The organism is Bradyrhizobium paxllaeri, from assembly GCF_001693515.2.
In the GTDB taxonomy this organism is placed as follows: Bacteria; Pseudomonadota; Alphaproteobacteria; order Rhizobiales; family Xanthobacteraceae; genus Bradyrhizobium; species Bradyrhizobium paxllaeri.
In genome coordinates, this window is sequence record NZ_CP042968.1 from 134,147 (window position 1) to 147,096 (window position 12,950).

The 12,950-nt window shown below is 64.6% G+C and carries 10 protein-coding genes; 3 read left to right on the forward strand and 7 right to left on the reverse strand.

The genetic code is table 11. The features are described from left to right. Positions 1-88: 88 nt before the first annotated feature. From tsaE to ubiE, 6 genes are all read right to left on the reverse strand, one after another. Positions 89-1,609, reverse strand: a complete 1,521-nt coding sequence (gene tsaE / locus LMTR21_RS00690) for a tRNA (adenosine(37)-N6)-threonylcarbamoyltransferase complex ATPase subunit type 1 TsaE (protein WP_065752480.1) — start codon at positions 1,607-1,609, stop codon at positions 89-91. After that, on the reverse strand, positions 1,606-4,125 hold the full coding sequence (locus tag LMTR21_RS00695) for a PAS domain-containing sensor histidine kinase (protein WP_065752481.1): 2,520 nt from the start codon (positions 4,123-4,125) through the stop codon (positions 1,606-1,608). Before LMTR21_RS00695 ends, tsaE begins: the two co-directional genes overlap by 4 nt. A 174-nt stretch (positions 4,126-4,299) precedes the next feature. Further along, positions 4,300-4,758, reverse strand: a complete 459-nt coding sequence (gene dut, locus LMTR21_RS00700; RefSeq protein ID WP_065752482.1) for a dUTP diphosphatase — start codon at positions 4,756-4,758, stop codon at positions 4,300-4,302. After that, positions 4,755-6,191, reverse strand: coding sequence for a bifunctional phosphopantothenoylcysteine decarboxylase/phosphopantothenate--cysteine ligase CoaBC (gene coaBC, locus LMTR21_RS00705; RefSeq protein WP_065752483.1), 1,437 nt, complete (start codon positions 6,189-6,191; stop codon positions 4,755-4,757). Before coaBC ends, dut begins: the two co-directional genes overlap by 4 nt. Positions 6,192-6,249: 58 nt before the next feature. After that, the gene (gene ubiB, locus LMTR21_RS00710) at positions 6,250-7,824 is read right to left on the reverse strand and encodes a 2-polyprenylphenol 6-hydroxylase (protein WP_065752484.1); all 1,575 of its coding nucleotides are present in this window, start codon (positions 7,822-7,824) and stop codon (positions 6,250-6,252) included. After that, entirely contained in the window at positions 7,821-8,582 is a 762-nt protein-coding gene (gene ubiE, locus LMTR21_RS00715) for a bifunctional demethylmenaquinone methyltransferase/2-methoxy-6-polyprenyl-1,4-benzoquinol methylase UbiE (protein WP_065752485.1), read from the reverse strand. The genes ubiB and ubiE overlap by 4 nt, the downstream gene beginning before the upstream one ends. A gap of 79 nt (positions 8,583-8,661) precedes the next feature. Between ubiE and mutM the strand changes: the two genes are divergently transcribed. Together mutM and LMTR21_RS00725 are read left to right on the forward strand one after the other, a co-directional pair. Further along, a complete protein-coding gene (gene mutM / locus LMTR21_RS00720; RefSeq protein WP_065752486.1) occupies positions 8,662-9,543 on the forward strand; it encodes a bifunctional DNA-formamidopyrimidine glycosylase/DNA-(apurinic or apyrimidinic site) lyase in 882 nt (293 codons plus the stop codon). Continuing rightward, a complete protein-coding gene (locus LMTR21_RS00725) occupies positions 9,540-10,097 on the forward strand; it encodes a GNAT family N-acetyltransferase (protein ID WP_065752487.1) in 558 nt (185 codons plus the stop codon). The genes mutM and LMTR21_RS00725 overlap by 4 nt, the downstream gene beginning before the upstream one ends. 109 nt (positions 10,098-10,206) lie before the next feature. On the opposite strand, the gene LMTR21_RS00730 is transcribed toward LMTR21_RS00725, so the two are convergent. Then, positions 10,207-10,977 (reverse strand): ParA family protein, encoded by a 771-nt coding sequence (locus tag LMTR21_RS00730; RefSeq protein ID WP_065752488.1) that lies wholly within the window; start codon positions 10,975-10,977, stop codon positions 10,207-10,209. 247 nt (positions 10,978-11,224) lie between these two features. On the opposite strand from LMTR21_RS00730, the gene ggt reads away from it, so the two are divergent. After that, positions 11,225-12,904, forward strand: coding sequence for a gamma-glutamyltransferase (ggt, locus tag LMTR21_RS00735; RefSeq protein ID WP_065752489.1), 1,680 nt, complete (start codon positions 11,225-11,227; stop codon positions 12,902-12,904). Positions 12,905-12,950 lie beyond the last annotated feature (46 nt).

The following is a 12,950-nucleotide window of genomic DNA, read 5'->3' on the forward strand; positions in this document are numbered from 1 at the left end:
GTCTTCCTGTTTCAAAAACCGGCTTACGCCATGTCTGCACAGCATGGCGGGTTCCAGATTAAAGGCGGGTTGGCTAACAGGAGGTAAATCAGGAGAGCGGCGGCGGCACGTTGGCGGCATACCATTCGCGAAACGCCGCCAATGCCGGATGCGCCAGCGAACGGTTCAAATAGGTCCAGATCCGCGGCTGGTGGCGCAGATATTGCGGCTTGCCGTCGCGCCGGTTGAGGCGGGCGAAGGTGCCGAGCAGCCGCGTATTCCGCTGCGCCGACATGATGGCGTAAAGCTCGGCGAAGCTGGCCGGATCGAACTGGCTGTCCGTCGCGCGCCGCGCCTTGATGTAGCGGGTCAGGAGCGACAGTTCGAGCTGCTCGGGAACGTCGAGCCGCGCGTCCTGCAACAGCGACACCAGATCGTAGGCGGCGGGGCCGAGCACGGCATCCTGAAAGTCGATGATGCCGACGCGCAAAATCCCGGTGCGCTCGCCGAGCCAGATGATGTTGGGCGAATGAAAATCCCGCATCACCCAGGTTCGCGGCGCAGCCGCCGGCTTTTCCAGCAGCGTTCGCCACATCGCGACGAACTGGTCGCGTCGTTCCTGGCTCACGTCAGCGCCGCGATCCGGCAGATACCATTCGAGCATCAAGCCGATTTCGACCAGCCACGCTTCGATATCGTAGCGCGGAATGTCGTAGGAAACCTGCGGCGCCAGCGGCGTCGCTTCGGGCAGGGGTTTGCGATGCAACTCCGCCAACATGTCGGTCGCAGCTTCATAGCGCTCGGTGATCGGCCGTGGCGGATCGCCTTCGATGATGCCGGCGCTGCCGAAATCCTCGGTGATCAGGAAACCGGATTCGAGATCGGCATGGCGGATCGCGGGCGCCGAGAAGCCATGCGCACGCAGGCCATTGTCGATGGCGACGAACGGTTTAACATCCTCGGCGAGATGAACGGCCGCGCTGTAGGACTTTCCGCCATAGATCGCCGGGCCATCCGGGCGGCGCGGCGAATTCATCAGGATCGACGTGCCGTCTTTGTCGATCAGGCGCGCATAGGAGCGCGTCGAGGCATCGCCGGGCATGCGCTCGCGCGCGGCATTGAGAAAGCCGGCGTCTTCGAGAAATTCTCGCAAGGCTTTCAGCCGCGCCACCTGCGCCGCCGCCTTGCCATGGCCGGTGATCTCGGCGGCGCGCGCGGCGGAGCCAAGCGCCGGGCGATGGCTGAAAGCGATATCGATACGGTCTTCGGGCAGCGCATCGGGCGCGCGCGCCGGCCATTCGATCAGCGCCAGCGTGCCCTCCGGCAACGGCGACAATCCGATTTCCTCCAGCTCGCTCGCATCGTTGATGCGGTAGAGATCGGCGTGCACGATCGGATATGGCAGGTCGTAGGTTTGCGCCAGCGTGAATGTCGGACTTGGCACTTCCAGCGCGGCATCGTCGGCGAGATAGCGGATCATGGCGCGCGCCGCGGCCGTCTTCCCCGCGCCGAGATCGCCCGATAGCGTGATGACGTCGCCCGGGCCGACCAGCAGCGCGAGGTCGGCCATCAGATGCGCCGTCGCGGCCTCGTTTGCCAGCGCCGCCGTGAATGTTGTCGGGGCGGTCATTCGGCGGCGTTGCGGTGCGCGTTCTGGTCGACCGGGAAGTCGCAGGTGACCGTCGTGCCCTTGCCGACCACCGAATCGACGCGCACCTTGCCGCCATGCAGTTCGACAAAGGAGCGCACCAGCGACAGGCCGAGCCCGGCGCCGCGGTGGCGCGAGCCGTGCGAGTGGCTCTCGAACCAGTCGAACACTTTGTCCTTCACATCGGCCGGAATGCCGGGGCCGGAGTCGCTGACCGTGAAGATCACGCGATGCTCGGTCCGCCGCGCGCTGATGATAACAGCGGCATCGTGCGGCGAGAATCCGACGGCGTTGGCGAGCAGATTATAGAGCACCTGCACCACGCGCCGCTCGTCGCCGGTGAAGTTGCCGATATTGGGATCGATGTCGACCTTGAGTTCGATGCGGTCGGTCGCTAGCCGGTCCTGAATGCCTTCGGCGGCGGCCTGGATGGCCTTTTCGATATTGACCGGGCCGAGTTCGAGCTTCATCGCGCCGGCATCGATGGTGGCGAGATCGAGGATGTTGTTGGTCAGCGCCAGCAGCGCGTTGGTCGATTTGGTGACGTAGTCGAGATACTCCGCCTGCTTCGGCGTCAGCGGGCCGGTCGAGGGATCACTGAGGAAATGCGCGAAGCCGATGATGGTGGTCAGCGGCGCACGCAGCTCATAGGACACGTGGTGGACGAAATCGACCTTCATCTGGTCGGCGGCTTCCAGCGCCTCGTTGCGTTCGCGCAGCGCGCGCTCGACATTTTCGGTGTCGGTAATGTCCTGGAAGGTCAACAGCGTCGCGCCATCGGGCAGCGGCATGGTCATGCAATCAAGCACGCTGCCGTCCTTGCGCTCGAGCTTCAGCGCCACCTGCGCCCGGTTCTCGATTCCCGTGATCGCCTCGCGCAGCGCCCGCCAGGTCAGGGCGTCGTCGAACAGCGGCTTGCACCAGGCTTCCACGGTCTCGATGTGGGGTTGCTCTTTCAGCGAATCCGCCGACAGCTTCCACATTTTCACGAAGGCAGGATTGAACAGCTCGACGCGGCCGTTGCTGCCGAACACCGCAACCGCCTCGGCAAGATTGTCGAGCGTTTCATGCTGGACCCGCGTCAGCCGGTCGTAGCGGCGTGCGAGATCGAGGCTTTCGGTGACATTGTCGAACAGATAGGTGACGCCGCCTTCGAGATTTGGCGTGGTGACGACGCTCAGCGCCCGGCCGTCCGGCAGGAACCAGCTGTAGGTCGCCGGCTCAACGGCGCGATAGGCCTCGTGCAGCTTGGCCTTCCAGGCGCGGAAGTCGGGCTGTTCGGGCAGTTTACGCGTCGCGCGCAAGCGGTCGAGCACGCTGGAATCGTCGGGGTTGGAATCGAGGAAAGCCTGATCCAGGCTCCACAGCCGCCGGTAGGATTCGTTGTAGAAGGCCAGCCGCCGGTGGCCGTCGAACACGGCAACGCCTGACGACAACTGATCGAGGGTGCGACGATGCGCTTCCGCCATCCGCTCCATGGCGTCGTGCAACGCGGTCGCTTCGCTGGCGTCGATGGCGATGCCGGCGCTGCCGCCGCTGAGCCTGAGTGCCTGAACGTCATAGATGCGCCGCTCGCCGCCGACCACGATCGGCAGCCGCGCGCTGAAAGTGGAATTGTCGTTGAGCACCTTGCCCATCTCGACGCGCTGGTCGTTCTCCAGCAGTTCGAGGTTGCGGTGGATCGCGTCTGCGAGGTTCGCGCCCTCGGTGGCGCGCACATAGGCCGTATTGGCGTAACGCAGATTGCCCTCGGCGCTCTTGGCCCAGATCGGCCAGGGCGCCGCGGCGGCGAAGTCGCGCAATAGATCGGTCTCCTCCAGCAGCGCTCTGTAGCGCAGATTGGCTTCGGCCAAGTCACGACGCAGCCCGCCGAGTTCGCGAATCCGCACAATGGCTTGACCGCCGATGGCGCGGCCCATCGCTTCGATGGCGCGGCCGTTCGAGGTGGAAAGGTTGAGCAGAAAACCTTCGCCGGCTTCGCATAGCAAATCGACCGCATGGTCCATCTGCAACGCTGGTTCCGGCGGCAGCCACGTTCCGAAGGCGAGGATGCGTTGCGGCGAGTTCGACAGCGCGTCCTGCGAGATCAAAAGCGAGGTGTCGCCGCTGATCTGGGGCCGGTTGTCGCCCGCCGCCCACGAGATGAGAACCTGCGGCTCGGCGAACAGGAGCGCGCGCAGCCGGTCGGCCTGCACCTGCAGGTCGGCGATGTCGGAGCGCAGGCTGAGTTCCGTTCGGGTGGCCCTAATGCGGGTGCGCATCAAGAGGACCGCCGCCACCACGGTGAAGCCGAGCAGCGACAGCGCCGTCGTCAGCGCCGCGAATTCCTGGTGATTGAGGTCGAACAAGGCGGAAATTGCCTGTGTGATAGTCAAATCGGCGGCGAATGCGGGTTTAGACAACGCGGGGAGAGCGATGGCAAGCGCGAACGTGCCGTGGCGCGCCAGTGAGGTGCACGACAGCAGGGTTCGACGCATCGCCGCGACTACGCCCGACATTATTTGCCCCAAAAACGCACGACTGCAGGCCCGGCGCTACCCCCGCCGTGCACGAATCAAGTGAGAGTATCCCCCAAACGCGACTCAAGGGGTAAGAGTCCAGACCGTGAACGTGAATTCGGCTGTGAAGAAATCAGAGGATCGCCAATTTCAGCCGTGTTCAGCGACGCAATTTCAGCGCCCGGTCGACCCGAAACCGCCACTGCCGCGATCGGTCGTGGAGAGCGACGCCACGGGAACCAGTTCCGCCTGCACCACCGGCGCGATCACCATCTGTGCAATGCGCTCGCCGCGCTTGATCGGGAACGGCACGTCGCCATGGTTGATCAGAAGCACGTTGATCTCGCCGCGATAATCCGCATCCACAGTACCAGGCGAATTCAGCACCGTGACGCCGTGCTTGGCGGCCAGCCCGGAACGTGGCCGCACCTGCGCCTCATAGCCTGACGGCAACGCGATCGTCAGCGCGGTCGGCACCATCGCGAATTTCCCCGGCGAAAGAATCAGTGGCGCGTCCGCCGGCACCGCCGCGAGCAGGTCGAGCCCCGCGGCATCGGCGCTCTGATAGGCCGGAAGGGCGAGACCTTCGCCGTGCGGCAATTGGCGGATGTCGACCTTCACCGTCGCGCTCACGAATTCTTCTCCATGCTCTTGGCAATCTTCGTCACCAGTTCGGCCGCGACCTGTTCCTTGGTCATGACAGGCCAGGACTCCACGTTGATGTTGTCAACGCCGATATCCTTGCCGTCGCGCGTCAGCAGATGGACGGTGTTGCGATCGCCGCCCATCACGCCGGTTGCGGGCGAAACGTCATTGGCGACGATCCAGTCGCAGCCCTTGCGCGCGATCTTGGCCTTGGCGTTGTCGATCAGATGCTCGGTCTCGGCGGCGAAGCCGATCACCAGCGGCGGACGCTTGTCCGTCAGCTTCGAGATCGTCGCGAGAATGTCGGGATTTTCCACCAGTTGCAGCGGCGGCATGCCGGCAGAGGTCTTCTTCAGTTTCTGCTCGCCTTCGTTGGCGACGCGCCAGTCGGCGACGGCGGCGGCGAAAATCGCAATGTCCGCCGGCAACGCAGCCTGCACCCGGTGCAGCATGTCGCGCGCCGATTCCACGCGGATCACGGTGACGCCGGCGGGATCGCGCAATTCGACCGGGCCGGAGACCAGCGTGACGTCGGCGCCAGCGGCTTGCGCCGCTGCGGCGATGGCAAAGCCCTGCTTGCCGGAGGAGCGGTTGGCGATGTAGCGCACGGGATCGATCGGCTCATGCGTCGGCCCCGCGGTGATCAGCACGCGCTTGCCCGCGAGCGGACGCGGCTGCGGCGGGCGCAGGATGTCGACGGCGGCGGCGGCGATTTCGACGGCCTCCGACATTCGCCCGACGCCGGCTTCATTGGACTCAGCCATCTCGCCGGCATTGGGGCCGATCATCTGGACGCCGTCGCGGCGAAGCTGCAGCACGTTGCGACGGGTGGCGGCGTTGTTCCACATCAGCGGATTCATCGCGGGCGCCAGCAGGATCGGCCGGTCGGCCGCGAGCAGGATCGCGCTGGCGAGATCGTCGGCATGGCCCTGCGCCATCTTCGCCATCAGGTCTGCGGTCGCCGGCGCCACAATGATCAGATCGCATTCGCGCGCCAGGCGGATATGACCGGCGTCGAATTCGCTGCCGGGGTCGAACAGGTCGGTATAGACGCGCTCATGCGACAGCGCGCTCGCCGAAAGCGGCGTGACGAATTGCTGCGCGGCTTTGGTCAGCACGCAACGGACGTCGATGTGCCGCTCCTTCAGCCGCCGGATCAGCTCCAGCGATTTAAAGGCGGCGATGCCGCCGCCGATGATCAGGGTGACATTTCGCGCGCTGGAGGCGCTGACCGGGCGCGGGGCCTGTGCGGGGGCTTCGGCGGAGGAAACGGAGGCGCCTGGTAGTTCGGGGCGCCCCTGGATGAGTTCTCCCAGGATGACCCGAACCTCCTCTTCGACGGAGCGGCCGTTCGTTGCCGATCGGAGCCGCAGATAGGTTTTGACGTTCTCGTCGAGTTTTCGAATGGTCAGGCTGGCCATGAGCAGGCCTCCGGCAGGGATGTGCAGTCAATGCTAGCACACCATGCTTGCATTGCAATCACAACTGCCGGATGGCGACCAAAATCCCGATAAAGGTCGCCGCGATGATCCAGAGCGCTACCGTTCGCCAGCGGCTCTTGCGGCCCTCGGCGCGGCCCAGGGCGGCGATCGTCTCTGGCGACAGCGTCATGCCCTCGCGGGTCATCTTCTCCATGTTCTCGATCACAGCAACCGCCCGCGAGGCGATTGCGGGCAGCCCCGTCATGACGCGGCCGAGTTCGCCCGCGCCCGACATCGCGCCCTGAACCCGCCCCAAGGGGCCGAGGTTGCGCTCGATCCATTCGCGCACCACGGGATCGGCGACCTTCCAGATATCGAGTTTGGGATCGAAGCCGCGCGCGACCCCTTCGACCACCACCATGGTCTTTTGCAACAGGATCAGTTCGGGCCGGGTCTGCATGTCGAACAGGCCGGTGACTTCGAGCAGAAGCGTCAACAGCTTCGCCATCGAGATTTCTTCGGCGGTGCGATTATGGATCGGTTCGCCGATGGCACGGATGGCCTGCGCGAAATTCTCCACCGAGTGATGGCCCGGCACGTAGCCGGCCTCGAAATGCACTTCCGCGACGCGGCGATAGTCGCGCGTGATGAAGCCGAGCAGGATCTCGGCGAGGAAGCGCCGCTCCTTCATCCCGAGCCGGCCCATGATGCCGAAATCGACCGCGACCAGCCGGCCGGAATCGTCGAGAAACAGATTGCCGGGATGCATGTCGGCATGAAAGAAGCCGTCGCGCAGCGCGTGGCGCAGAAAACTCTGGATCACCTTGCGGCCAAGATCGGGCAAATCGACCTGCGCGGCTTCAAGGCGCGCGTGGTCGTTCAGCGCGATGCCGTCGATCCACTCCATCGTCAGCACGTTATGGGTGGTGCGATCCCAGTCGACGACCGGCACGCGGAAATCCGGATCGTCGCGCGTGTTCTCCGCCATCTCGGACAGCGCGGCTGCCTCCAGCCGCAGGTCCATCTCCATCGCGACCGAACGCGACATCGTGTTGATGACTTCGATCAGCCGCAGCCGCCGTGCTTCAGCCGAGTGCGCTTCCGCATTGCGCGCGACGAAGAAGAAATCGGCGAGGTCGCGGCGAAAACGCGAGGCGACATTGGGGCGAAGGACCTTGACCGCGACCGGCTGGCGTACGCCATCGCGCTCGACTTCGCCGCGATGCACCTGGGCGATCGAGGCGGCGGCGACCGCGGGTCCGAGGCTGATAAAAGCCTGTGATACAGGGCGTTCCAGCGATGCGGCGATCACGGCCTCGGCTTCAACTTGCGCAAACGGCGGCAGCCGGTCCTGCAGGCTCTCCAGATCGCGCGCCATCGCGACGCCGACCACGTCGGGCCGCGTCGCCAGAAACTGTCCGAGCTTGAGATAGGCCGGGCCGAGCCGCGTCAGGGCGCGCGACAGCCGCGGACCGACCTTGACGCCGGGCCGTTCGATCAGCCGCGCCAGACGCAATGCGAGTTGTCCGGGCGGCGGCACCAGGCTCGGGTCGACCACGCCGAACACGCCTTCGCGCGCGAACACGTAAGCGGCGCGGACGAGCCGCGCGATGTGGGGCGCCGCAGAAATCACAAACGCCAGCCCGAATGCAAAGCCACGATACCGCCTGAGAGGCTTTCCCACTTCACCCGCGCAAAGCCTGCGGCGCGGATCATCTCGGCAAATTGATTCGGGCGCGGAAATTTCCGGATCGATTCGACGAGATATTGATAAGATTCCGCATCGCCCGTCACGGCGCGGCCGAGCGGCGGGATCACCTTGAACGAGAACTGGTCGTACAGCCAGTCGAGTCCGGGAACGTCGACGGTGGAGAATTCCAGGCACAGGAATCGGCTGCCCGGCCGCAGCACGCGATAGGCCTCGCGCAAGGCGGCGTCGATCCGCGGCACGTTACGGATGCCGAAGGCGATGGTGTAGGCGTCGAAGGTGCGATCCGGAAACGCCAGCGTCTCGGCATTGCCCTCGACAAAGGCGACCTGATGGTCGAGATGGCGCGCCAGCGCGCGGTTGCGGCCGACCTCGAGCATGTCGGTATTGATGTCGCAGACGGTGGCGTGGAAGCCCAGGCCTGCCGCCGCCGCCGCGCGGAAGGCGATATCGCCGGTGCCGCCGGCGACGTCGAGCAGCGCAAACGGCGCGTCGTTTTTCGGCGGGTTGAGCGCCATAATCATGATGTCTTTCCAGACCCGGTGCAGGCCCGCCGACATCAGATCGTTCATCAGGTCGTAACGCCGTGCCACGCTGTGAAAAACGTCGTTCACCAGCGTCTGCTTGTCCCCCAAGGGCACGTCCCTGAAGCCAAAATGGGTGGTTTGATCCGGCCGATCCATCAACTTTACTCCGTAGGCCAACCATAGCGCGCCGGCCGCAATGGCGCTATCACGTCACCTCCATAAGGTGAATGCCTGTATGCCCGAATTGCCTGAAGTTGAGACCGTCCGCCGCGGCCTGCAGCCCGCCATGGAGGGGTCGAAAATCCTCAAGGCGGAAGCCCGCCGCAAGGATCTGCGGTTTCCCTTTCAAAAAGATTTTATTGCACGGCTGGAGGGCCAGACCGTGACCGGCCTCGGCCGCCGCGCCAAATACCTGATGGCGGATCTCGGCTCCGGCGATGTCCTGCTGATGCATCTGGGCATGTCCGGCTCGTTCCGGGTACTCGACGGCGTCAACGACAGCGCGCCCGGCCAATTCCACCATCCGCGCAGCGAGGACCGCGCGCATGACCACGTGGTGTTCCACATGTCATCGGGTGCCGCTATCGTGTTCAACGATCCGCGCCGCTTCGGCTACATGAAGATCATCGCCCGTAACGCGCTGGAGGACGAACCGCTGTTGAAGGATCTCGGGCCCGAGCCGCTCGGCAACGAATTCGATGCTGCGATGCTGGCGGCATCCTGTGCCAACAAGAAGACCAGCCTGAAGGCCGCGCTACTCGACCAGCGCGTGGTCGCCGGCCTCGGCAATATCTATGTTTGCGAGGCGCTGTACCGGTCACACCTGTCGCCACGCCGGTTGGCGGCAACGCTGGCGACCAAGAAGGGCGAGCCAACCGACCATGCCGGGCGGCTGGTGAATGCGATTCACGCGGTGCTGAATCAGGCGATCAAGGCCGGCGGCTCCTCGATCAGCGATCATCGCCTGACCTCGGGCGAACTTGGCTACTTCCAGCACTCGTTCGGGGTATATGATCGCGAGGACGAGAAGTGCCAGACCAAGGCCTGCGGCGGCATTGTGCGGCGCTTCGTGCAGAATGGCCGCTCTACCTTTTGGTGCCCGAAATGCCAGAAATGACCGTTACGCCGACGCTCGAAACCAAGCGCTTGATCTTGCGGCCGCTCGCGATGTCGGATGCGCCGGCGATCCAGCGCCATTTCAACAACTGGAACATCATCCAGCATCTCGCGCAGGTCGTTCCCTGGCCGTATCCGGAAGACGGCGCGGTGACCTTCATCACGCGGGAACTGGAAAGGGTCGCTGCGGGCGAAGAGATCTATAATTGGATGCTGGTGCTGCGCGGCGGCGATGGCGAGGCGATCGGGAATATTCGCTTTCGCCCGCGGTCGGACAATGTGAAGGGCAACCGGGGTTTCTGGCTCGCGGAGCGTTATTGGAATCAGGGCTTGATGAGCGAAGCCGTTTCGGCGGTGAATGATTTTGCCTTCCGCACGCTCGGGATCGAGAGCTTCTATGCCTGCAATGCGGCCACCAACGCGGCGTCGCGCCGGGTCAAGCAGAAGACCGGCGCCGAATTCCTCGGCTATGTCGAGCTTGCCCATCACGACGGTCAGACGCTCGCCGAGAAATGGCGCGTGACGCGGGAAAACTGGCTGCGCCGAAATCGATAGCGAAGCAATCCAGCGGGGCTGCTGGCTGGATTGCTTTTGCTTTCGCTCGTTGAGCTTCGGCCGACAAGTCGTCGCTCGCTTCCCGCGATGACACCGCGGGAGGGGGCTATCAGGTCCGAGCCAAGATTCTCAGGAAGCGAGCGCTGTCGTTCGCAATGGATGGGAGCGCCGCCATTGCGGGAAGAATCGCGGGCCTTTCCACCAGCTCCTTGACGATCGGCTCGTCGCGGGCGGTCGCCGCATTGCCCAACCTCGCGTCGACCCACTGCCAGAGGGCCTGGATTTCCTCGGCGGATTTGCCGCCTGGTGCATGTTCGCAGACCGCGAGGCCGGCGCTCAGCGCGTCCTGGTGATCGTTGCGCATCACGATGACTGGTCTCGCAACAATATCGGCGCTGTCGAGCGCGGCCTCATCGCCCAGCGCATTTTCTGCGCAGGCGAGGCGCGCCGCGCTCCGGATCGGGGTCTGGTTCAGGACGTAGGCGAACGGCTTGCGCCAGGCCCTGACGACGCTGAGCGTCGCTGCCGTCGCCTCGATGTCAGCGATGCTCGGACGCGCCGGAATCAGGCAGAAGTCGGCATAACGAATCGCGGAATTGGTCGCGGCGCTGATCCCGCCCGCGGTATCGACGATCGTCACCGTCACGCCCTCACGACCGAGCGATTGCAGGCGCTGTTCGACCTCCCTGACGGCGTAGATCGGCTCGACGATCGGCGCGGCATAGGGGCGGCGGCGCTTCCAGTTCGAAACGGTGCCCTGTGTATCGGTCTCGATCAGGCGGACATTGTGCCCGGCCCGGATGGCGGCAAGCGCTAGGCTGATGGCGAGCGTGCTTTTCCCCGCGCCGCCCTTCTGGGTGGCCAATACGATCGTCTGCATTTCACGTCCTCTGGATGGCTTTCTGGCATTTTGGGTTCCGGCACACGAGCTGCGCCGCATTCTGCGACGCCAAGTTACGCGCTCTCTCAGACGTGCCCAGCCCGATCCAAAGGTCAGGGGATCGCGGTAGTCCGAATCAGTCAGCTTGCAATGATGCCCGATTCTGGAATGGTGGTCATCCGGGCAAATACTGCCGCGTGGTGCATTTTGTGCCCGGTGAAACCACAACAAGAAACGGGAAAACAGCATGACGGGTCATTGGCGGGATCGCGCAGCCACCACTTTTCAATGCCAGAAGCAGCCTGCGGCCGGAAGCCACGGCATGGTGGTCAGCAATCATCCGCTGGCATCGAGCGCGGGCGCGGAAATGCTGGCGGCCGGCGGCAACGCCATCGATGCCGCGATCGCGACCCTGTTTGCGCTGACGGTGGTCGAGCCGATGATGGTCGGCATCATCGGCGGCGGCATGGCCCACATCAGGCTCGCCGATGGCAGCCACCGCTTCATCGACGGCCAGAGCACGGTGCCGCTGGCGGTGAGGCCCGATACCTACACCTCGAAGCCCGGCTCGGCGCATGACGTGTTCGACACCGTCGGCGATGAAAATCTGACCGGACCGAAGGCCGTCGCGGTGCCGGGCTCGCTGAAGGCCTGGTGCGAGACGCTGCAGCGGTTCGGCACCATGAGCCTTGCCGACGTCATGCAGCCTGCCATCAAGTATGCCTCCCGCGGTTATGCGGCGACGCCTTATCTGCACGAATGCATCACCGACAGCGCGGCCGAGATGTCCAAGGACAAGGCGATTTCGGCGATCTACCTACCCAACGGGACGCCGCTGAAAGTCGGCGAGCGCGTGGTGCAGTCGGAATATGCGGAGACGCTGCGCTTCATCTCGCAGCATGGCGAGGCGGCGCTGTATCAGGGGCCGCTCGGCGACATTCTTGTCGATTACATGAAGAAGAACGGCGGCTTCATCGCCCGCGAGGATCTCACGGGCTACAAGACGGTCGAGCGCCAGCCGATCCGCGCGGATTATCGCGGCTGGCAAATTCTGGGCCCGCCGCCGCCCGCGGCCTCCGGCGTGCACATCGCACAGATGCTCAACATTCTCGAAGGCTATGAGATCGCAAAGCTCGGCTTCGGCTCGGCGGAAACCATCCATTATCTCGCCGAAGTGCTCAAGATCGCCTTCGCCGACCGCGCCGCCGCCAGCGGTGATCCTGATTTCATCAACGTGCCGGTCGAGCGGCTGACCTCGAAGGCCTATGCCGACGAGCGTCGCCGCGCGATCGATCCGAACCGCGCGCAGGCGTGGGGCGCGGGTGTGGCGCAGCTCGAAAGCGCCCACACCACGCACATGACCGCGGCGGATGCGTTCGGCAACGTGGTCGCGACCACGCAGACCATCAACAATTTGTTCGGCGCGAAAATCCTGATACCCGGCCTCGGCGCCATCCCGAACAATTACATGAATCTCTACGATCCCCGTCCCGGCCATGCGCTGTCGCTGGCGCCGGGCAAGCGCGTGACGACGTCGATGTCGCCGATGATGGCGTTGCGCGATGGCAAGCTCGTTTACGCGCTCGGCCTGCCCGGCGGAAAGCGCATCTTCCCAAGTGCGATGCAGGCACTGATCAACCTGATCGACCACGGCATGAGCCTGCAGGAGGCGGTCGAAGCGCCGCGGGTCTGGACCGAGGGCAATGCGCTCGAAGTCGAACTGGCGGTGCCTGATCATGTTCGCGCCAAACTTGCCGCGATGGGTCACCAGGTGCAGCCGATGCCGACGGTTGCCGGCGGCATGAACGCGATCCAGTTCCACGAAGACGGCACGATGTCGGGCGCGGCGTGCTGGCGTGCGGACGGAACGCCGATCGGTATTGCCGGCGGCCTGGCGCGCGCTGGCGTGAGATTCGGGTTGAGGTGAGACCTTTGCTCCTGCCGCGCTAAAGAATGTCATACCCGCGAATGCG